The sequence below is a fragment of the Flavobacterium sp. HJSW_4 genome, assembly GCF_042436695.1.
GTDB lineage: Bacteria > Bacteroidota > Bacteroidia > Flavobacteriales > Flavobacteriaceae > Flavobacterium.
Genome location: NZ_JBHNPP010000003.1, coordinates 211,120 through 230,125, shown reverse-complemented (window position 1 = coordinate 230,125; position 19,006 = coordinate 211,120). Strand labels below are relative to the sequence as shown.

At 31.0% G+C, this 19,006-nt stretch carries 25 protein-coding genes; 8 read left to right on the top strand and 17 right to left on the bottom strand.

The genetic code is table 11. The features are described 5' to 3' along the window. Window positions 1-108 precede the first annotated feature (108 nt). Window positions 109-669 (top strand): hypothetical protein, encoded by a 561-nt coding sequence (locus tag ACE01P_RS04355; RefSeq protein WP_379694627.1) that lies wholly within the window; start codon window positions 109-111, stop codon window positions 667-669. A 5-nt stretch (window positions 670-674) separates the two neighbouring features. Here the strand turns inward: ACE01P_RS04355 and ACE01P_RS04350 are convergent, their stop codons facing one another. Together ACE01P_RS04350 and ACE01P_RS04345 are read right to left on the bottom strand one after the other, a co-directional pair. Beyond that, the gene (locus ACE01P_RS04350) at window positions 675-1,604 is read right to left on the bottom strand and encodes a DUF2268 domain-containing putative Zn-dependent protease (RefSeq protein WP_379694625.1); all 930 of its coding nucleotides are present in this window, start codon (window positions 1,602-1,604) and stop codon (window positions 675-677) included. Window positions 1,605-1,624: 20 nt separating this feature from the next. Then, window positions 1,625-2,110 (bottom strand): hypothetical protein, encoded by a 486-nt coding sequence (locus ACE01P_RS04345; RefSeq protein WP_379694622.1) that lies wholly within the window; start codon window positions 2,108-2,110, stop codon window positions 1,625-1,627. A gap of 134 nt (window positions 2,111-2,244) precedes the next feature. Between ACE01P_RS04345 and ACE01P_RS04340 the strand changes: the two genes are divergently transcribed. Further along, on the top strand, window positions 2,245-2,826 hold the full coding sequence (locus ACE01P_RS04340; protein ID WP_379694620.1) for a bifunctional (p)ppGpp synthetase/guanosine-3',5'-bis(diphosphate) 3'-pyrophosphohydrolase: 582 nt from the start codon (window positions 2,245-2,247) through the stop codon (window positions 2,824-2,826). A gap of 41 nt (window positions 2,827-2,867) precedes the next feature. On the opposite strand, the gene ACE01P_RS04335 is transcribed toward ACE01P_RS04340, so the two are convergent. From ACE01P_RS04335 to ACE01P_RS04315, 5 genes are all read right to left on the bottom strand, one after another. Then, window positions 2,868-3,893 (bottom strand): hypothetical protein, encoded by a 1,026-nt coding sequence (locus ACE01P_RS04335; protein WP_379694618.1) that lies wholly within the window; start codon window positions 3,891-3,893, stop codon window positions 2,868-2,870. 3 nt (window positions 3,894-3,896) lie between these two features. Next, window positions 3,897-5,333, bottom strand: a complete 1,437-nt coding sequence (locus ACE01P_RS04330) for an MBOAT family O-acyltransferase (protein WP_379694615.1) — start codon at window positions 5,331-5,333, stop codon at window positions 3,897-3,899. Window positions 5,334-5,450: 117 nt separating this feature from the next. Further along, window positions 5,451-5,957, bottom strand: a complete 507-nt coding sequence (locus ACE01P_RS04325; RefSeq protein ID WP_379694612.1) for an endonuclease V — start codon at window positions 5,955-5,957, stop codon at window positions 5,451-5,453. 15 nt (window positions 5,958-5,972) lie between these two features. Further along, window positions 5,973-6,545, bottom strand: coding sequence for a hypothetical protein (locus tag ACE01P_RS04320; protein ID WP_379694610.1), 573 nt, complete (start codon window positions 6,543-6,545; stop codon window positions 5,973-5,975). 13 nt (window positions 6,546-6,558) lie between these two features. Beyond that, window positions 6,559-7,077: a hypothetical protein gene (locus ACE01P_RS04315; RefSeq protein WP_379694608.1), complete on the bottom strand. Its 519-nt coding sequence runs from the start codon at window positions 7,075-7,077 to the stop codon at window positions 6,559-6,561. Between the two features lie 181 nt (window positions 7,078-7,258). Here ACE01P_RS04315 and ACE01P_RS04310 point away from each other — a divergent pair, with 181 nt between their 5' ends. The 4 genes from ACE01P_RS04310 (at window position 7,259) to map (ending at window position 9,975) form a co-directional block, all read left to right on the top strand. Next, a complete protein-coding gene (locus ACE01P_RS04310) occupies window positions 7,259-7,654 on the top strand; it encodes a VOC family protein (RefSeq protein WP_379694606.1) in 396 nt (131 codons plus the stop codon). Window positions 7,655-7,708: 54 nt separating this feature from the next. Beyond that, on the top strand, window positions 7,709-8,278 hold the full coding sequence (locus ACE01P_RS04305; protein WP_379694604.1) for a Crp/Fnr family transcriptional regulator: 570 nt from the start codon (window positions 7,709-7,711) through the stop codon (window positions 8,276-8,278). Window positions 8,279-8,356: 78 nt separating this feature from the next. After that, window positions 8,357-9,094, top strand: coding sequence for an SDR family oxidoreductase (locus ACE01P_RS04300; protein ID WP_379694602.1), 738 nt, complete (start codon window positions 8,357-8,359; stop codon window positions 9,092-9,094). Between the two features lie 116 nt (window positions 9,095-9,210). Continuing rightward, window positions 9,211-9,975, top strand: a complete 765-nt coding sequence (gene map, locus ACE01P_RS04295; protein ID WP_379694599.1) for a type I methionyl aminopeptidase — start codon at window positions 9,211-9,213, stop codon at window positions 9,973-9,975. A gap of 55 nt (window positions 9,976-10,030) precedes the next feature. On the opposite strand, the gene ACE01P_RS04290 is transcribed toward map, so the two are convergent. Both ACE01P_RS04290 and ACE01P_RS04285 read right to left on the bottom strand, forming a co-directional pair. Continuing rightward, complete coding sequence (locus ACE01P_RS04290) at window positions 10,031-10,447, bottom strand: serine acetyltransferase (protein ID WP_379694597.1); 417 nt, start codon at window positions 10,445-10,447, stop codon at window positions 10,031-10,033. A gap of 169 nt (window positions 10,448-10,616) precedes the next feature. Beyond that, window positions 10,617-11,015, bottom strand: coding sequence for a VOC family protein (locus tag ACE01P_RS04285; RefSeq protein ID WP_379694595.1), 399 nt, complete (start codon window positions 11,013-11,015; stop codon window positions 10,617-10,619). Between the two features lie 125 nt (window positions 11,016-11,140). On the opposite strand from ACE01P_RS04285, the gene ACE01P_RS04280 reads away from it, so the two are divergent. Next, the gene (locus ACE01P_RS04280; protein WP_379694593.1) at window positions 11,141-11,491 is read left to right on the top strand and encodes a DUF2200 domain-containing protein; all 351 of its coding nucleotides are present in this window, start codon (window positions 11,141-11,143) and stop codon (window positions 11,489-11,491) included. Window positions 11,492-11,527: 36 nt separating this feature from the next. Here the strand turns inward: ACE01P_RS04280 and ACE01P_RS04275 are convergent, their stop codons facing one another. From ACE01P_RS04275 to ACE01P_RS04255, 5 genes are all read right to left on the bottom strand, one after another. Then, entirely contained in the window at window positions 11,528-12,085 is a 558-nt protein-coding gene (locus ACE01P_RS04275) for a DUF4256 domain-containing protein (protein ID WP_379694591.1), read from the bottom strand. A 12-nt stretch (window positions 12,086-12,097) separates the two neighbouring features. Then, window positions 12,098-12,475, bottom strand: a complete 378-nt coding sequence (locus ACE01P_RS04270) for a DoxX family protein (protein ID WP_379694589.1) — start codon at window positions 12,473-12,475, stop codon at window positions 12,098-12,100. Between the two features lie 7 nt (window positions 12,476-12,482). Continuing rightward, window positions 12,483-12,950 carry an SRPBCC domain-containing protein gene (locus ACE01P_RS04265; protein ID WP_379694586.1) on the bottom strand — a complete coding sequence of 156 codons (468 nt, stop codon included), beginning with the start codon at window positions 12,948-12,950 and terminating at the stop codon, window positions 12,483-12,485. 4 nt (window positions 12,951-12,954) lie between these two features. Then, window positions 12,955-13,272 (bottom strand): helix-turn-helix transcriptional regulator, encoded by a 318-nt coding sequence (locus ACE01P_RS04260; protein ID WP_008464153.1) that lies wholly within the window; start codon window positions 13,270-13,272, stop codon window positions 12,955-12,957. Window positions 13,273-13,400: 128 nt separating this feature from the next. Then, window positions 13,401-14,453, bottom strand: coding sequence for a linear amide C-N hydrolase (locus tag ACE01P_RS04255; protein ID WP_379694582.1), 1,053 nt, complete (start codon window positions 14,451-14,453; stop codon window positions 13,401-13,403). A gap of 232 nt (window positions 14,454-14,685) precedes the next feature. On the opposite strand from ACE01P_RS04255, the gene ACE01P_RS04250 reads away from it, so the two are divergent. Beyond that, on the top strand, window positions 14,686-15,660 hold the full coding sequence (locus ACE01P_RS04250; protein ID WP_379694579.1) for an alpha/beta fold hydrolase: 975 nt from the start codon (window positions 14,686-14,688) through the stop codon (window positions 15,658-15,660). A 24-nt stretch (window positions 15,661-15,684) separates the two neighbouring features. Here the strand turns inward: ACE01P_RS04250 and abc-f are convergent, their stop codons facing one another. The 3 genes from abc-f to ACE01P_RS04235 all read right to left on the bottom strand — a co-directional run bounded on the left by abc-f (window position 15,685) and on the right by ACE01P_RS04235 (window position 18,999). Then, window positions 15,685-17,271 carry a ribosomal protection-like ABC-F family protein gene (gene abc-f, locus ACE01P_RS04245; RefSeq protein WP_379694576.1) on the bottom strand — a complete coding sequence of 529 codons (1,587 nt, stop codon included), beginning with the start codon at window positions 17,269-17,271 and terminating at the stop codon, window positions 15,685-15,687. A gap of 207 nt (window positions 17,272-17,478) precedes the next feature. After that, a complete protein-coding gene (locus ACE01P_RS04240; RefSeq protein ID WP_379694574.1) occupies window positions 17,479-17,850 on the bottom strand; it encodes a hypothetical protein in 372 nt (123 codons plus the stop codon). Between the two features lie 216 nt (window positions 17,851-18,066). Next, a complete protein-coding gene (locus ACE01P_RS04235) occupies window positions 18,067-18,999 on the bottom strand; it encodes a transglutaminase (RefSeq protein WP_379694571.1) in 933 nt (310 codons plus the stop codon). Between the last annotated feature and the right edge of the window lie 7 nt (window positions 19,000-19,006).

The following is a 19,006-nucleotide window of genomic DNA, read 5'->3' as shown; positions in this document are numbered from 1 at the left end:
TGCATAAATGGTAAATTATAGAATTGTTTCTATATTAGCACACTAAATCATTTAGATTAATCTGATTTTTCAGCCTAAATCTAAGATATATAATTTTAAACACAAAAATTGGCAAAAAAAAAATCTAATTTAAATTGGTATTTTATACTTGTAGGGATTTTGATGTTTTATTTTGGATTATCCAATAATGCGATATCTAAAAAATCAGAATTACAAGAAATTACAGTAGAACTGCAAAAGGACATTGTCAGCGCAAAGGGCAGAGGTACCGCCGATTATAAATTTTGGGCCACTAACTTTAAGAATCGATTTAATATTTTGAACGCAAGCATTTCCAAAGGAAAAAAGGGCGCTGTAGAAAATTTAAAAAAGGGCCAAAAAGTCGATTTATTAATAAAATCATCCGATTTTAAATATCTTTCTGAAGGCAAAGATGAGATTACTGTTATCGGCCTTAGTTTAAATGGAAACTCTTTAATGACGCAAGATGAATTCTATCATAACCGAGAGTTGTACAAAATTCGACAAAACATAATTTCTTTCTTTTTAGGCTTTATGCTACTCTTAAACGGTTTAGCAAAAATTCCACAGAAGATCAATTACATCCTTATTGGAACTTTTATCGTTGCAATAGCTATTATGCGATTCTTAGAGATAGGTATATATTAAGATTGTTATTTGAAAAATGCATCATAATTTTCTTTTTTAGATTTTTGATATTTTTCGATATAAACATCCAAAAATCCACTTTGTTTTAAGAATTGTAATGGATCTTTTACATTCAGAATTTCGTCGATTGCTTTTTGCTTGTCTTTCTGTTTATTAAAATAAGATTCTGTTATTTTATAGCCTATCCAATAGCCTAAATCATTTGGTCTGTCATCTTTATTGGAAGTTCCATATAGCCAATCTTGATTGTCTGTATTTTTAAGTCTTGAAACAAATTCTTCACACAATTTATCCTTATGCTTTGCTCCATATTGGTATGAAAACTGGTTAATTGATTCTCCCGAAATAAGTTCGCCAATAAAATCTGCGCCACCTTCCATCAAACACCATTTTAAGAGCATATCTTTACCAGTTATATTTTGCTGATAATGTATGAGTTCGTGTGCAATTAAACCCGAAATTCCATCTAGATTTTGAAGCTTTTCTATTCCGACAACAACACCTTCTGGAGCAGAAGTTCCACCTGAATTGAATCTTCCATAAACAAAATAAATAGGAGGGAATTTTGCCTTTGGATACCAATATTTTAATGCGCTGTAAATAGCTCTTACTCGCTTTTCTTTGGAAGAAAGACCGTTCAGTACATTTCTTGAAGACTCATAATCTGCTTTTCTTTTCTTCACAACACTAAAAAGAGAATCTGCATTGATTATTCGGTATTCTGTAAAAGCTTTAACGCCAAGAGAGCCTTTTTGCATGTACTCAACAAATGGATTTTCTTTCGTTTTGTCCATTTTATCAAAAGCTATCCAGAAATTTTTCGAATCTTTTGTTTCAAAAATGGCGTCTAAAGGATTATCTGAGAAGTTATTTTGCCCGAAAATAGGCACATGAAAATAAATTAAAGCAATTACAATAATAAACTTTAGCTTCATACGGTTTCTTTTTAAGGATGTTATTCTATAAAGATTTTAAAATCAAAGACATTAGAAAAATACTCTTGCTGTTTATCTTCTAAAACTAGCAAACCATTAAAATACGCTATTTCAAATCGGCTGCTTTCTGAAGATAAATGCTTTAACCTATAATTGTAATCAAGTTCTTTTTGAATAGCATTAATTATGTCTAGAGATTCTTTTTTTTCGATTTTAAACCATTCGTCAATATCAATTGGTTTGCTTATGCTGAAAATAACTTCACTATCAACGTTTTGCCTTTTAAATAAAGCCAAGCAAAAATGATAAACTGTTTCTCTTGATACTAAAATCATTTTTTCAGTAAAATGTAAATTATACGTAATTCTAAAATTAGCATCATCTTCAAGCTGAACTCTAATTTTATTTACTTCATTTACAAAAACGACTGATTTTAAGAAAGTATCAAATCTGTAATTGAAATTCTCTGATAAAATTTTTAAGTTTTCGATGATTGTTTTATCCATTAAAACGGATTTTGATTTTCTTTATTTTCATGCGAATATAAGTAAAATCTTATTGCTTTAAATTTTAAACTTTAATTAAACGATTGCAAATCTTTAGAAAAATCAATAAATTACATCAAATAAAAATTAAAATTATGCAACAACAAAAAGACTGGTCAATAGATGAAATTCAGAATGTTTGGCAGCTGGTTTCAAAACTTCACGACGGACAAAAATATGGAGGATTTAATGAAAACGAAAGAGTAGAATATCTTAATCATATCGGAAGTGTTGTTTTTGAGGTTTTAAATGCTGTTCGATATACTGAAAATATGAATGCCGATCTAGCCATTAAATGCGCCATGCTTCATGATACGATAGAAGATACCGAAATGAAATATGAAAAAGTGATTGACTTATTTGGTAATCAGGTTGCGTCTGGAGTTCTTGCTTTAACTAAAGATGATAAAATCGAAGATTCATCAGAAAAAATGCTTGACAGTTTGAAAAGAATCAAACAACAGCCAAAAGAAGTTTGGGCAGTTAAAATGGCGGACAGAATCTCAAATCTACAGGAACCTCCATTTTATTGGAACGATGATAAAAAACTAAAATATATGGCAGAAGCAGAAACCATATACAACGAGCTGAAAGATGGAAACGAATATTTAGCAAACAGACTAAAAATCAAGATAAAAGAATATAATAGGTTTCTTAGTTCAAATCAATTAGTATGATAAAAAAACTCCTCAAGAAATGAGGAGTTTTTTTTGTTTCTTTATTTTATTCTTTCCTTTATTTCATCTGCAATTAATTTTGCAGCTACAGGTGACCAGTGAGTATCAGCAAAATAGTACATGTCTTTTTTACTTTCCATATTTTTTGACAGTAATTCTTTTGAATCTATATAAATGTAATCTTTTTTAAGTTTTTTTAAATTTTCAAAGAAAATCGGTTTTGTAAAATTTGTCTTATCTGCAATGTATGAATAGTACATGTCGTATTTATCGGGAGCTGGCAATACAATTAATTTTACATTTTTCTGTTCAAGTTTCTTTGCTAAAAAATTCAATCTATCATTAAGCTTTTCAACCTTATTTAATGAGTTATTTCTTTCTAGTGAATAAAGGTCTCGATTTAAGAAAAGTAATTTATTAGAGTTATTGCTAAATAAGTTATTGTCGTTAAGTTCTAGATTAAAAACTTTATTATTAGATAAATAATTTTTATTAATAAAAAATTTCAAAAGTGAGAATGGAAATTTTAAAGTTGTTTTAGAAAATAATTCATAATCATGGTTTTGATGTCTTAAATGGTTATCCTTATTTAAAGCATATATCTCACTAATAGCCATTTTTCGATTGAGATCTGCACTTTCTGCATTATAAATAATATTTCGTTCTATATTTTGAAGTATCACATAGTCAATCTTGTAGGTTGAAAAAAAATCTCCATTAATTAGTTTGAATATAGCTTGAATTTGATTTTCAGCTTTAAAATTATCAGCATTCAATACGCTAAAATTTTCTGCTAGAATATCATTGTATCCAATAGAGTCACGATTAGAAAATGAGTCTCCAATAGTCAGAATTTTGAATTCTTTGCTTTTAGTTTTTGATAATGATTCAAGTTTTACTTTTTTATTTGAATCAAGGATTCCCATATACCCCTTATCCATGTTTGGTATATATCCCAAGCGCAATAAATCAGGATTCTCCTTATCAGAATAAAATAGGAATGAAATCAGATATAAAATAAAGAATGGTAAGATGAATGGTAATGTTTTTAGAATAAACTTTTTCATAGCTTAAAATTGAAAATATATGAATTCTGATTCCTTTCCTCCAAACCAAAAAACTAAAATGATTATTACATAATAAAAAGCATACCTAAAAAAAGGTTTCCATTTTAGACCTAAAGAAGCAATTGCATATTCTTTTTCCCTACCAAACCATTCTATCAATATAAATATTATCAGTAAAACAATTAAGGAAGTTGGTCTAATTGTTGGAATAGTAAATAAAGAGCTTGAAAATATTTGCGAAACGTAATTAAATGCATCACTTAAGCTTTCTGCTCTAAAAAATATCCATGCAAATACTGTTAAGCCGAATGTAATTACAATAGAAAGAAAATCTTTAAGACTTGGAAAAAGTTTTCCTTTTGCAACAATTTCTATATTATTTCTGTTAGTATTAAATAATATTGAAGGCATAATATACAAAGCATTTAGTAAGCCCCAGAATATAAAGGTCCAATTTGCTCCATGCCAAAATCCGCTTACTATAAAAATAATAAAGGTATTTCTCACTCTCATTAATGTACTTACTTTACTTCCTCCTAAAGGAATATAAAGATAATCGCGAAACCAGCTTGAAAGTGAAATATGCCAACGTCTCCAAAATTCTGCGATATCTCTTGAAAAATAAGGGAAGGCGAAGTTTTTTAAAAGATCAATTCCGAAAAGACGAGCAGTTCCTAGAGCAATATCAGAATATCCTGAGAAGTCTCCATAAATTTGAAATGTAAAAAAGATTGCTCCAAGTACGTGATCGCTTCCAGAATGGCCTATCGAATTATTAAAAATTTCATTTGCATGTTTTGCGCATTGATCAGCGATTACTATTTTCTTAAATAATCCCCATAAAATTTGTCTTAAACCGTCAACAGCATTGTTATAATCAAAAAATCGCTCTTTTTTTATCTGAGGCAGAAGATGAGTTGCGCGTTCAATTGGTCCTGCTACCAATAATGGGAAAAAACTAACAAATAAAGAATAATCAATAAAGTTTTTCTCAGCTTTGATACGCCCTTTATAAATGTCTATTACATAGGATAGACCATGAAATGTATAAAAAGAAATACCTACCGGTAGAATAATCTTAAGTGTCCATAAATTGGTTTGTAATCCAGTATTTTTTAAAGCTTCTGCTAAAGATTCTACAAAGAAATTATAGTATTTAAATACTCCTAGAAAACCTAAATTGATTGATATACTTAACCAGAACCAAAACTTTTTTTTGTTTTGATTTTCTGTATCAGCCATTTTAATTCCAGTGAAGTAATCTAATAATGTTGAAAAAATAAGAAGAAATAAGAATCTATAATCCCAACAAGCATAAAAAAAATAACTCGAAACAAGTAAAAGAATATTTTGAAGTCTTAGATTTTTCTTAGCCAAACACCAATACAAAAGAAAGACAATTGGTAAAAAAATGGCAAAGTTTATAGAGTTAAAAAGCATATGCTATTAAAGATGTTTATAAATTTCCAATCTTAAATATTTAAAAAATATTTTTGGCGAATATAGAAAACTAACTTTTAAAATTACTTTAATGAGGTTCTATTTTTCATTCATGATTTAAACATTCTCCTTAGTCAATCTATCCAATTCTTTCAATAAAGTCGGAAATCTAAACTCGCCGGCCATACTTTCCACTTTTTTATAAGCTTCATCCAAATCAATTCCGATAGAAGTAATGTACAGCGGTTTCTTGCTGTCGCCTCTAAAAAGCGCTTTTTTGTTCTTTCCTATAGAAGCAAAATTGGTTTTAGCTACACCAATAATTGGAATTTCCTTATTCAACTTTTCGTATAAATAACCGCCTAAACCATATTTGTTTTCATCATCCAAATAAACAAAACCATCAACGACAATAACATCAATTGTAGAGAGATCAATTTGATTTAATAAACTCAAAATGCAAGGCAATTCTCTTTTGTAGAATTCTCCAGGAATGTATTCTTCAATGTTGTCTATGGTTTCAGAATGAATTTTAAAGTTTTTGTCTTCATTCCATTCTGCGAATTCAAGACAGATTGTTTTTGCTTTTTGGTCAAAATAATAAGTGTCAAAAGCTAAGATCATAAGGGTATTGTATATTTATTTTGAATTAATTTTCTGCAACTCTGAGTGCATTTCATTTAAAAATGTCTGTTGCCTGGAATCATCCTTGAAATAACGCTGATAATTCACACTACAACTTTCTACGTCGGCTATATTTTCTTTATTAAATGACCAATCTTCTTTATTTTTAATTGTAATCCCTAAACCATCACTACAGCTTTGCCAAAGTTCTGAAAATTTAGTTTTTTTATCGGCACTTAATTTGCTGAAATCGGCATAAACAGTATAACCACGCATTTCCGAATTAAAAAATTCTTCAATCCAATATACAGGAACGCCGCCCCAATCTATCGTTTGTCCTTCGGGTAGATTTATGCTCGTTAATCTTTGTTCACTCATTTTATGTTCTTGCTTTCCTTTCGCAAAAAAATGTTCATTATAAGTCAGTTTTGTTCCTTTTGGAACCATTATATTTTTAACCAACATAGTTTCGGTAGTAATATAATAAGGATAGTTTGGAGTTGAATTTCCTCCTGTTGGATTCATGTTTCCAACACATCCAGTAACTACCAAAGTAAATAATGAAGTAAATGGTCTTAAAATTTTCATATTTAATATTTTACTAATGGCCCAAATATGGCGCTGACATTCTTTCTGTTTTAATATATCTTTCAGAAACAGTATCTGTATCTATAGGTTTCATTATACTTTTGACCTCTCTTAACCAGCCTTTTTTATCTGGAACAAAACTTTCAATTAATGCGCCACCATGATATGGATCGTAGTAATTAACGGTAAGAATTAAGGTATCTCCTTTTACTTTGTAAAATCCCTCTCTACCAATTTTACCTTTTATAGTAGCATATTTTTGAATATTTGCTACAGTCGATTTAGTATTTTCAAAAGTAAAATCATATTCGATTAAGGTATCTTTCGGAGTTTGTTCAGACATTAAATCTTTGATGTCATTTTGATAAACATCATAAACATGCCCTTTAAGTTTTATTTTTGCTATTCTCTGGCTCTCTTTTGCAGTATTATTAGAAACGGAAACTGGTACTGTTTTTTTTATTTTCTTTTGTTGAGAGTGTCCGCTAAAAGTGCTTAAAAATAAGGCAAATACAAGAAGTATAGTTTTCATGTCAATTAATTGGAATCGTTTATCTTTTTTAGTTTTAAAAGATTTTTTTTGGAGCTAATATAAGAAATATCATCAAAATTTAGAGGTAGTTAATTTTAATATAACTATTCAATTTAAAAATTCAAACGAAGTTTTTGCGAAATTAATTGATTAAATTAGTTATCAATAAAATCTTAAGTTTATGAAAACTAAAATCATATGGGCCAACTTGGTCTCACACGATATACAGAAAACGATTCAATTTTATACTGATCTTGGCTTCAAACAAAATGGACAAGAAACTAAAGAATTGGTAAGTTTTGTATTTGGAGAAAATGATTTTGTAATTAATTTTTTCGAGCCTAAAAGATTAGAAGATGCTATAAGAGGAAAACTTTCTAATACAGCAGTAGATAACGAAATTGTATTTTCTTTGTCTGCATCCAGTGTAGAGGAAGTTGATCTTTGGTATCAAAAAATAAAAGAAATCAACGGAACCATTTTTTCTGAACCTGAAAATTTTGAAGTTGGTTACACTTTTGGCTTTTCAGATCCTGATGGTCATAAATTTAATTTTTTATACTGGCCGGGAATGTAGTTTTTTTTGCCATATGACAAATTCTCAATAAAAACTTATGCCTAACTTTCGTGCATGAAAGAATTAGTAAATTATATATTGCAGTTTGGTAATTTGAATCAACAACAGATTGATTTGATTTTAACGAAAGCCCGAGAAAAAGAAATCAAAAAAGAGGAATATTTTTCTGAAGCCGGGAAAATTTCTGCTGAAGTTGGTTTTATTATAGACGGAATAATGCGCGTTTGCTACTACAACAACAAAGGCGAGGAAATTACAAAATACTTTATAGACGAAAACAATCTAGTTGTAGACTTAGAAAGTTTTGATAATAATATTTGTTCGTCTGCTTATGTACAAGCGGTTACAGATTGCAAAGTTATCGTGTTTTCTAAAGCCGATTGGCAAGAATTGCTAGACACAATTGTAGGTTGGGACACCATTGTACATAAAATCATTTCAAAAGCATTAATCCAGAAAGTAGCTAGAAGAAGTCCATTGGTTTCAGAAGATGCAACAACTCGTTATTTATCTTTTATGGAAATGTTTCCAAAAGTAATTAATAGAGTTCCGCTTTCGTATTTGGCTTCGTATCTTGGAATCACGCAATCTTCTTTGAGCAGAATTAGAAAAAATATCCGCTAAAATCGCTTTTTGCCATATGGCAAATGTTTTTGTTTTTTATCGGTCGAACTTTGCTCCAGATAATTTAAAAAGATAAAAATGAAAACAGTATTAATTACAGGCGCAAATAGAAGCATTGGTTTAGAAACTGCTAAACAGCTTTCAGAGAAAGGATTATTCGTTTATTTAGGAACTCGCGATCTTGCAAAAGGAGAAGAAGTAGTAAAAGAATTAAATGAAAAAGGATTTCAAAACATTCAAGCGATTCAAATTGATGTTACAAATGCAGAAAGTGTTTTAGCGGCAAAAAATATCGTTGAAAAAGAAAAAGGCAAACTAGACATTTTGATTAATAATGCTGGAATTTTAGGAGATATTCCGCAAGATCCTTCTACAACTTCTATAGAAAACATTCAAAAGGTTTTTGATACGAATTTCTTCGGAGTAATCACCGTTACACAGACTTTTATTGATTTATTGAAAAAATCAGATAGTCCTAGAATTAGCAACATTACATCTGGACTTGGTTCTCTTACTTTGCACAGTGATCCAACTTGGAAATATTACGCAATCAAAGCAGTTTCTTATGTTTCTTCTAAAACCGCTTTAAATGCCTTTACAGTGACTTTGGCTCATGAGTTGAGAGATCTTCCATTCAAAGTAAATTCAATTGATCCTGGCTATACAGCAACCGATTTTAATCACCACAATGGACCTGGAAGCGTAGAAAGCGCTGCAAGTTTCATTATAAAATACACTTTAGTGGATGAAAATGGGCCAACAGGAAAATTCTTTAGCAATGATATCGAAGACGAAAGCGAGGAGAGCCCTTGGTAAAAATAAGAAAACCTTTCAAAGTCGTTGATTTTGGAAGATTTTTAGCATTTTAATAACGATTCGTTTTCTAGAAAAGTGGTAAATTTAGCCCGTTATTAATTTTAAGAAGCAAAAGAATGTCTATTACAACCGAAGCAGAATTAGCAGGAATGAAAAAAATAAGTGAAGCAGTAGCTTTTACTTTAAAAGAAATGAGAAAATTTGCCAAACCTGGAATTTCTACAAAAGAATTAGACGATTACGGCGGACAAATTTTAAATGATTTAGGAGCGAAATCTGCGCCATATTTAACTTACGGATTTCCTGGTTGGACTTGCATTAGTGTGGATAACGAATTTTGCCATGGAATTCCTTCTGAAAAAAGAATTTTGCAAGAAGGTGATTTAATTAATATTGACGTTTCGGCTGAATTAGACGGATTTTGGTCAGATAATGGAGGTTCTTTTGTAATTGGAAATGACGTAAATGAGCATCAAAAATTGGTTGAAGCTTCTCGAGATATTCTGCATAAAGCTATTCATAATATAAAAGGTGGCGTTCGTATTTCTGATATTGGATTTTTAATTGAAACAGAAGCGAAGAAACGCGGCTACAAAGTAATTAAAAACCTAACTGGACACGGAGTAGGGAGAAGTCTTCACGAAGCCCCGCATGAAATTGCTAATTACAGAGACCGTTTTAATCAAACGAGATTTAAGAAGAATTCTGTTGTAGCCATTGAAACTTTTATTTCGACAACTTCTACATATGCAGAAACCTTAAACGATGGCTGGACAATGGTTGGAAATAAAGGCGGTTTTATGGCGCAACACGAACATACAATTGTAGTAACAGAAGGAAAGCCAATTATTTTGACAGAAATGAATGAAATTTGGAATTAAAAATCCGATCAAAATAAAACAAAACTCCATTAGCAATAATGGAGTTTTGTTTTATTTAGGCTAATTTATTCTGATTAAAAGCGGCAACTAATTTTTTATTTGCTTCTATAATTTTCTCAGGATTAATCATATTGGCATTAAATATAAAATCGTAATTTTTATCTTTTGGTTTAAATTGGTTTACGCCATACGCTATACTATCAGCAGGGATATTTTTTGTTATAATTGATCCTGCACCAACTACCGAATTTTCTCCAATAACAATTGGACCTAAAATTTTGGCACCGTCAGCGATAATAACATTTTTAGCAATAATTGGATTTCCAACATTTTCCCATTCGTTGGTTATTTTATTGTATTTCAAATTGGCACCAATAGATACATTTTGAAATATAACCACATTCTCACAGATTTTAGAAGCCACAATAGTACATCCGCGTCCGTTGTGCGCAAACAAAACACTTTTGTCCATTTCTGCGCAATTTATTTCACAACAATAAAACTTCTCTAATAAATTACCTGCAATTTCTTTTAAAAATCTATTTTTTGAGTGGCAATTAATCTTAATTAATCTAGCAAACATTTGTTTTAATTTCTTTTATCTAACATTTTTCTTTAGACCTCTAACTCACAATTTAGAATCAAACCGCTTCCCAAAGCTCAATTTTATTGCCTTCTGCGTCCATAATATGAATAAACTTTCCATAATCGTAAGTTTCTATATTGTCCAAAATAGTGACACCATTTTCTTTTAATTGCGCTACTAAACCTTCAATATTTTGAACACGATAATTGATCATAAAATCTTTTTTTGAAGGCAAGAAATAATGATCTCCTTTTGGAAACGGACTCCATTGCAGGGAATTTACCTGATCAGGATTCTCCAAATCTCTCGAATCAAAGCTCGAAGAACCCCAAGCATTTATATCAAAACCTAAATTTTTAGTGTACCAATCTTTTGTTTCTTTCGGATTATCCGAATAAAAAAAGATACCGCCAATTCCAATTACTTTTGGTGTTTTATTATCTTGATTTTCCATAGAAATAACTTTTTAGTTGGAAGAATTTTTCTAGAATCTAAGGTATAAAATATTGCTCGTATTTTTATTCTATTTGCTTTTGAATTATATTTACATAAACGCATTTCTAGCAAAATCATACTATCATGAAAACGGAAAGAATTTACAAATTACTATTTTCTAGCGTATATCCTTTATACATTCAAAAAGTAGAAAAAAAGGGAAGAACAAAAGAGGAATTAGATATCGTAATCAAATGGCTTACAGGATATAGTGACGATCAAATTAAAGAACAAATTGAAAAGAAAGTAGATTTCCAAACTTTCTTTGCCGAAGCTCCAGAAATTAATCCAAATGCGTCTAAAATTACTGGAGTTATCTGCAGTTATCGAGTAGAGGAGATCGAAGATCCATTAATTCAAAAAATGCGTTATCTAGACAAGTTAATTGATGAAATTGCGAAAGGCAAAAAGATGGAAAAAATATTAAGAGAATAAAAAAAGACCTTCAAGTATTTGAAGGTCTTTTAATTTTTAAACTCTCAATAAACCGCGAAAACCTCTCGCAGCATAATAAGAATCGGCGCCATTATGATATACAAAAACCGTATTATATCTGAAATCTGAGAAAATTGCTCCTCCCAATTTTCTTATTTCTGGCGGAGTTAAAATCCAGCTCGAAGTTTTAGCATCAAATTTTCCTAGTTTTTGCAATTCTTTGTATTGCTCTTCATTCAAAATTTCAATTCCCATTTCTTGCGCCATGTTTATTGCGCTATCCGCAGGTTTATGTTCCTTTCTTTTTTCGAGCGCTTCATGATCATAGCAAATGCTTCTGCGACCTTTTGGACTTTCTGCTGAACAATCTACAAAAAGATATTCATCAGTTTTGCTATCATAACCAATAACATCTGGTTCACCTTCAGTTCTTTCCATTTCGTCAAGCGACCATAATTTTGACGGATTTGCTTTTAATTTGACTTCTATTTTCGCCCAATCTAGATTTTCATGTCGATTTTTATTCTTTTCAAAACGCTTTTCAAGAATGCTTAAAAGTTCTTCTTGTTCGTTTGCTGTTAGTTGTTTTTTCATGATTTGAGGTTTTTAATTAGAAGTGCATTTTCTGTTTTCTGGTCTGAAATACCACGAAATTACAGTTAAAACAATTAATAATATCGGTCCGAAAAGTGTTGAAGCGTCTTCTTTCATCGCCAAATGCGAAACTACAGCACTAGACATTGCAAAAAAGAAACCAGCATAAGCCCATTCTTTCAATAAACCGAATTTAGGAATCAAAATGGCGATAACGCCTAAAAGTTTCCAAACTCCTAAAAGAGTCAAGAAATAAAGCGGATAACCTAAACGCTGTATCATTTCAGCTTCTTCTTTCATTGGTATAAGCTGTACAATTCCCGTTGATGTCATTCCTAAAGCCAACCAAAGCGTGGCGATCCAATAAATAATTTTATTACGTTTTGTCATGATTCCTTTATTTTAGTTTAGTTACAATTTCTTCTAATCTACTGTGTGCCATATTTAAACCTTGCGCAAATGGCAGTTTTAACTGAGTCGTTCTATGCTCGATCGATTTGTAAATAATCTGCATCGTTAATTTACTAGTATCGTCTGTTAGTTTTTCGAACTCTAAAAATTCCAATTGAGGTGCAAAATTGATGTTTTCCATCTCAAAAGTTCGCACTATTTTTTGGTTTGGAACAAAATCATGAATAACACCATTAGCTTTAAAAACTACATTTCCATTCGCATCACTCGTTTCAAACTCCCATCCGCCGTATTTTTTATTTTCAAGTTTCAAGACTTTTGTTCCCATCCATTGTGCTACAATTTCAGGATCTTCGTAGGCTTTAAACAATAATTCTAGAGGCAAATCAAATTCTCTTGTAATTACAAGATCATGTCGGTCGTCTTCAGCATCAATTTTGGTCTTTTTTTCCATGGTTTTATTTTTTATAGTTTTTCATAATTGATTCTAACTTATTAAAACGATCATCCCACATTTTTCTAAAAGGCTCGATGAATTTGTCAATTTCTTTCATTTTTTCTGGATTTAAATGATAATAAATTTCTCTTCCGTTTTGTGTCTGATGCAATAATTCGCATTCGTTTAGAATTTGAATATGTTTTGAAATCGTCTGTCTTGACGAATTAAAATTCTCGGCAATTGCCCCAGGAGTCATAGCCTGAATGGCAACTAAACTTAAAATAGCTCTTCGAGTAGGATCGGCTATGGCTTGAAAAACGTCTCTTCTAATTTCCATTACGCAGTTATTTGACTGCAAATATAATGAAGTCATTTGACTGCGCAATATTTTTTCCTATTTATTTTCAAAAAGAAAACCTTCAAACTTTTCAATTTGAAGGTTTTAAGTATTTTTTTTAATTGAAATTAATCTAGACCTGCAAACTGAAAAGGTTTCGTTTCCTTGAAATTTATTAATGATTCACCTGAATAATTTTCATTATTAGCTAAACTTAATTTCTTGATTTTTCCCTTTTCACTAAAATCTATTTTACTAAATTCAACCCAAATCACATTCGGATTCAGAACATTATCAAAGTAATAAACCAAATTCTTTTGATCTGCAACAGTTCTCCAACGAGTAGAGGAGATATTTGGTTCGGTTTCAGAAGAAATTCCAAGAGGAACAGAACAATTTCTGATTACTCCAAAAACACTTGCTAAAGCCGTTCTGGTATTATCTGTTTTTGGAATTGCATCTATATAATAAGAAGCTCTCACAAAACGATCTGCCGCGCGATTAGTCCCAGGAAGCATAATTGTACCTGGAATTCCTTTCCAATAAGCATTAATAGCCAATTGTTGGTCGAAAATCGGAGAATTAGTCATTGCCACATATTTTCTATCGTGATGAATAACCAGCTTACCATTTATATATTCGAAAATAGCATTGTCTCCGCTAGAATCTGAAATAGATAAATGCACAGTTGCAAAAATATTAGTTCCCGGAATATGAGAAGAAGTAATAACAAAATCGTTCTTTTCTAATGCTGAAACAGCTTCATTAACTGTCGAAAAATTGTCTAAAACATATTGAAGCCATAAAGAAACAGCCAAACCTTTTACTTTCCCATTCTTCTCAAATGCAGGATATTGTGATTCTACCAACCACAAAAGATTGCCAACAAGTCCTTTTTCGTTCATTCCATCAGAAGAAGCAATATCCCAAGAACTCGTAATTACGCTTCCGTATTTGGATTTCCATTTAATAGAACTAGTTCCAACTTCGCCAGCTCTTTCAATTCCTCGAGGAAAAATCCACAAATTGGCAGGAATTTCACCTTTCCAATCCATAGAACGCGCAGTAATGATTGTTCCGTTTAAACCTTCGTAAACTACTCTCGTACAAGGAAGAACAGTTTCGGTTATCAATAAAGTAAAAGCAAGTAGGATAGGGAAAATTCTGTTTTTTGGTTTCATAAATTTAAGCATTTGATTAAACGTTAAGTCTTGATTTTCAACAGTGTATTTTAAGGAGAAATAGCTTTCTAAAAAGCTTCTCTGCAATTTACTGATTTTCTGTAAAAAATTGGCTATAAAATCGAGCGCTATAAAATTAAAAATATTATTTAGAATAATTATAAATAGTTTTGAATTGGAATAAAATAAACTTAATTTTGGAGCCTTCAGAATATATTCTAAATAACATCAAATGATAAAAAATATACTCAAAATCTTAAAAATTTCATTCCTAATACTTCTTGTTCTAATTCTTATTGGATTTTTATTTGAACAAATTGCACGCTTTTACTTTGACAGTAAACGACCTGATAATAATGAGTTTGCGAAGATTGACGGAAGAAATATTCATTATAAAAAGCTTGGAAATGGTTCATGCACTATAATTTTTGAATCTGGTTTAGGTGGAGATTATTTGCATTGGCAGGAAATTCAAAAGAAACTTTCTAAAAAATATACCACGATTTCTTATGACAAAGCCGGAATTTTATGGAGTGATTCTTCTAAAGACATTTCATTAAAAAGATATTCTAATGATTTACAAGAGCTGTTAGAACAAACCAATTGCCCAAAACCATATATTTTGGTTGGACATTCTTTCGGCGGAATTACTCCTAGATTTTTTATTCAAAAGAATAAAAAAGATATGGCAGGAATTGTTTTTGTTGATGTATCGCATCCTAAACAAATGAAGAAATCGTCGGAGGCATTAAGAAATTCTGTTCAGCCGCCGCCAAGAATGCTTTTAAGCTTTTTGAACGAAATAGGCGTAATCAGAATACTTTACAGCAATGTTGCTTTTACATCTGCCGTTCAGAAAACACATTGGTTCAACCAAAATGTAAAAAACTATTTCTATCGTATTTTTGATGGAATGATGACAGAACTTGAAAATGATGAAAAACTCATGAATGAAGCTTCTCAAATTAATGATTTCGGCTCAATTCCGTTAACTGTTATCACAGCAAAATATCCTAATGGAGTAGAAGGGGCAAGAGATAAAGAACTAGAATACGAATATTTAGCCGTTCATAATGCGTTGCAAATCGATTTATTGAGATTGTCATCAAACAGCACACAAATTTTCGCAACCAAAAGCGGCCATTATATCACACTTCAGGAGCCAGATTTAATTTGCAACGAAATTAAAAAAATAGCGCCAAGATAATTCTCAGCGCTAATTCTTTTTATTTTAAAGCAAAATATTCTTTTCGATATTAATTTGTTCCAAAAACGACTGATCGTGTGAAATCACAATTAAAGTGCCTTGATATTCATTGATTGCCGTAGTCAGGATTTCGATATTCTGAATATCTAGATTATTTGTTGGCTCATCTAGAATTATAATTTCGGGAGATTCGTTGCTAATGGTCAAACAGCAAAGCATTAAACGCATTCTTTCGCCACCACTTAATGCATTACAAGGCTTGTCCCAATCATTTCTAGAAAATAAAAAACGATTTAATCTCATTTTTATATCGTGCTCTTCTAAACCGCAATCATTAAAAACCTGAGCTTGCTCGTAAATTTTCAGATTTTGGTTTAATAAAGAATAATCCTGATCGATGTAAATTGCTTTTTTTGCCAAAGATGTAATTTGTCCTTTTGTTGGATTCAATTCTCCCAGGATAATTTTGATTAAAGTTGTTTTTCCAGAACCATTTAATCCCTTTATAACTAGGCGATCACCAGACAGAATTTCAAAATTGAGATTTTCTTTCCAAAGATCTTTTTCGCCATAACTGTAATTGATTTCTAAAGCTTTAAAGAGAATTTTTCCTTTAAGAAAAGAAGCATTATTAAAACCAAACTTCATTTGATCAATTGCTGGAAGCGAAGAACGTAATTGCCTCAAATCTTCAGAAATACCACTGATTTTCTCAGCATGAACATCTTTCATTTTCGAACTGCTGTTTTCAGCTTTATTTCGAAGCGTATTCATCATAATTCTGGCAACACCAGACTTTTCTTGTTTCTTTTTTCCTCTAGAATCCAATTTATTCTGACGTTCGATGCTTTCTCGTTCTTTTTCTTTGGCTTTTTTCAAGGCCTTTTCTTTGCTCTGAACATCTTGTTCTAAAGCATTGTTTTCTATTTTTTTCTGTTCGCTATAAAAATCATAACCGCCGCCATAGACCGAAATTTCATTTTTGGTCATTTCTAAAGTCTTATTCAAAAGATTAAGCAACGTTCTATCGTGACTGACAATTAAAAGCGTGCTTGACGTTGACTTTATAAAATTATACAGCAAAGTTCTTCCCGCAAAATCTAAATGATTGCTAGGTTCGTCTAACAAAACCAAATCGGGTTCGTGGATCATAATTCCGGCCAAAAAGACTTTTGTTTTTTGTCCTCCACTTAAAGTTTCCATTCTTTGATTTAAATCCAAATCGTGCAATTGCCAATAAGACAAAGCTTCATTGCAACGTTCTTCAATTGTCCAATCGTCATCTAGTAATTGAAGATTTTCTTCGGTTACAAGACCTTCAAGTATTTCTTTAAGTGAGGTTATTTTTTCCTTTATATGTAAAGCTTCAGCAATAGTCAAATCATTAAATTGACCGAATAATTGTGGCACAAAATAAGGTTTTGAATTCTGAATAATCTGTCCAGAAAAAGGCTGTAATTCACCAGCAATAATTTTTAAAAGTGTAGATTTTCCAACACCGTTATTTCCGACCAAAGCGGTTTTGTCGTGATTGTTTAGCGTAAAGCCAATGTTTTGAAACAGCATGTCTTTATTCTCATGCTGATATGAGATATTTTGAAGAATAAGCATAATTCCTTTCTTTTATAGATAAATATTCTAGCAGCCACAAAGTTGTGGGCGCTTACTTAATTTTCCTGAAAGAAATTATTTTTCACATAGAGCAGTGCTTATTTTAAGAAGTACAAAGGTATTTATTTTAGTTTTAAAATCAAAAAAACCATTCTTACAATAGTAATGAATGGTTTTTTTATATCGAATTACAGTGTAATTCCTATTTTAAATTTTATCAAATGTTAGTTTGGCTTCTTTGGTGTCTAGAATTAATTTATCTTCTGTGATAGTGCTTTCGCAAACATAAGGCGTTCCAACTTCGTCTTTAATAACAAGTTTTTTACCTTTTTGTGTTAACGCGTAAGTTCCGTCCGTGATTTCACGAAGCAAGTATCCAGTAACATGCCCGTCTTCAGTAAAAGTAAGCATTCCATTGGTTAAAATCGCGTTTTTTGTAGAATCAGAAACGGCTTCTTTTGGTTCTACAGCAGTAACTTTCCATGAATTCACAAGCTTGTCTCTTTTCATATGGCATGAAACAATTAATACAACGACAGCAATGGCAATTACGAGGGTAAATAATTTAGAGTTTTTCATGATTTTGTGATTAAAAGTTAAACAGGAAAAAGTTACAAAAAAAAATGACATTAAAATATTCGTAATCAAATATTTATAAAGATTTTTTTTACTTCTTAAATCTAATAGCTTTTAATACGGAAAGCCTTTGTTTTCGGAACTTGAACTGATAACCAGCTATTTATAAAACAACTCGAAAAATCGTTTAAATTAATAAAATAAGCTTTTTTAGTTGGCTTAATTAAGAGTTAAAGCCCCTAAAATTTCCTCATACATAAACGGACCTCCAGGATAAGTTGCAGTATAATCTAGATTCATCCAGACTTGTCCGCGCTCGTCTATGTGGTAATGGAGTTTTTTGCCGTAGCTTTCTTTTACAAAAAGAACATTTTTAATCAAATAATTGACTTTTTCCAGATCAATCATCGAACCAATTAAAATTTCAGGATAAATATGCCCTTTAGTATGAATAAGACGAGGAGTTCCGCCGATTGCGCGCACGGCTGCAGCCATCAAAATAGAGTGATCATCGCAATCGCCTGAGAAATACTCAAGAGATTCGCTGGCGGTTGCGATGTAATCACCTTCTTTTGGATCGTTTACATAATTCCATCTGCCATTTATTTCTTTAAAAACGGCAAAACATTGAATTATAGTTCGATAATCTGAATAACCTCTAATACCTTTAAAATGCTTTGTAGTTGCCATAATAGCAAAATTTCGCACTTTAGGATTTTGGTATTCTATAGCATTTATAATCTTGGTTTTATTAGGAAACGGAAGCAGTTTTGCGACAATAATATCCTGCGGAAAAGGGTTGTCAGACATGGTATAAATCATAGAATTATAATCTTCTGAGATTTCGCTAAAACCATAATTTCCAATTACCGATCCATAAAATAGAATCAGCAAATAAACTGCAACACATAAAATAATTATTGTTCTGAGATACATCAGAAGAAAAAATATGGCTGCGAAAACAAAAATAAAGATGAATACACGATCTAGATTGAATGCCCATTCTAAATCGATTAAATTTTGATGCAGTATGATGAAAATCGGTATCGTAATCAAAAGACTCAACAGCGAAATAATAATCCTATCCCACGGTGATTTCACCTGCAGCTTGGATTTTAAATACGGTAAGTCAATTTTAGGGAATTTCATCATACGAATC

Bases quoted from the DNA above. Each gene is read 5' to 3' on its own strand.
- ACE01P_RS04345 (WP_379694622.1), bottom strand. From the start codon at position 2,110: ATGGATAAAACAATCATCGAAAACTTAAAAATTTTATCAGAGAATTTC.
- ACE01P_RS04275 (WP_379694591.1), bottom strand. From the start codon at position 12,085: ATGAAAAAACAACTAACAGCAAACGAACAAGAAGAACTTTTAAGCATT.
- ACE01P_RS04280 (WP_379694593.1), top strand. From the start codon at position 11,141: ATGAAAACGGAAAGAATTTACAAATTACTATTTTCTAGCGTATATCCT.
- ACE01P_RS04340 (WP_379694620.1), top strand. From the start codon at position 2,245: ATGCAACAACAAAAAGACTGGTCAATAGATGAAATTCAGAATGTTTGG.
- ACE01P_RS04260 (WP_008464153.1), bottom strand. From the start codon at position 13,272: ATGGAAATTAGAAGAGACGTTTTTCAAGCCATAGCCGATCCTACTCGA.
- ACE01P_RS04310 (WP_379694606.1), top strand. From the start codon at position 7,259: ATGAAAACTAAAATCATATGGGCCAACTTGGTCTCACACGATATACAG.
- ACE01P_RS04350 (WP_379694625.1), bottom strand. From the start codon at position 1,604: ATGAAGCTAAAGTTTATTATTGTAATTGCTTTAATTTATTTTCATGTG.
- ACE01P_RS04250 (WP_379694579.1), top strand. From the start codon at position 14,686: ATGATAAAAAATATACTCAAAATCTTAAAAATTTCATTCCTAATACTT.
- ACE01P_RS04300 (WP_379694602.1), top strand. From the start codon at position 8,357: ATGAAAACAGTATTAATTACAGGCGCAAATAGAAGCATTGGTTTAGAA.
- map (WP_379694599.1), top strand. From the start codon at position 9,211: ATGTCTATTACAACCGAAGCAGAATTAGCAGGAATGAAAAAAATAAGT.
- ACE01P_RS04320 (WP_379694610.1), bottom strand. From the start codon at position 6,545: ATGAAAATTTTAAGACCATTTACTTCATTATTTACTTTGGTAGTTACT.
- ACE01P_RS04265 (WP_379694586.1), bottom strand. From the start codon at position 12,950: ATGGAAAAAAAGACCAAAATTGATGCTGAAGACGACCGACATGATCTT.
- ACE01P_RS04330 (WP_379694615.1), bottom strand. From the start codon at position 5,333: ATGCTTTTTAACTCTATAAACTTTGCCATTTTTTTACCAATTGTCTTT.
- ACE01P_RS04270 (WP_379694589.1), bottom strand. From the start codon at position 12,475: ATGACAAAACGTAATAAAATTATTTATTGGATCGCCACGCTTTGGTTG.
- ACE01P_RS04290 (WP_379694597.1), bottom strand. From the start codon at position 10,447: ATGGACAAAAGTGTTTTGTTTGCGCACAACGGACGCGGATGTACTATT.
- ACE01P_RS04255 (WP_379694582.1), bottom strand. From the start codon at position 14,453: ATGAAACCAAAAAACAGAATTTTCCCTATCCTACTTGCTTTTACTTTA.
- ACE01P_RS04235 (WP_379694571.1), bottom strand. From the start codon at position 18,999: ATGATGAAATTCCCTAAAATTGACTTACCGTATTTAAAATCCAAGCTG.
- abc-f (WP_379694576.1), bottom strand. From the start codon at position 17,271: ATGCTTATTCTTCAAAATATCTCATATCAGCATGAGAATAAAGACATG.
- ACE01P_RS04305 (WP_379694604.1), top strand. From the start codon at position 7,709: ATGAAAGAATTAGTAAATTATATATTGCAGTTTGGTAATTTGAATCAA.
- ACE01P_RS04240 (WP_379694574.1), bottom strand. From the start codon at position 17,850: ATGAAAAACTCTAAATTATTTACCCTCGTAATTGCCATTGCTGTCGTT.
- ACE01P_RS04285 (WP_379694595.1), bottom strand. From the start codon at position 11,015: ATGGAAAATCAAGATAATAAAACACCAAAAGTAATTGGAATTGGCGGT.
- ACE01P_RS04325 (WP_379694612.1), bottom strand. From the start codon at position 5,957: ATGATCTTAGCTTTTGACACTTATTATTTTGACCAAAAAGCAAAAACA.
- ACE01P_RS04335 (WP_379694618.1), bottom strand. From the start codon at position 3,893: ATGAAAAAGTTTATTCTAAAAACATTACCATTCATCTTACCATTCTTT.
- ACE01P_RS04315 (WP_379694608.1), bottom strand. From the start codon at position 7,077: ATGAAAACTATACTTCTTGTATTTGCCTTATTTTTAAGCACTTTTAGC.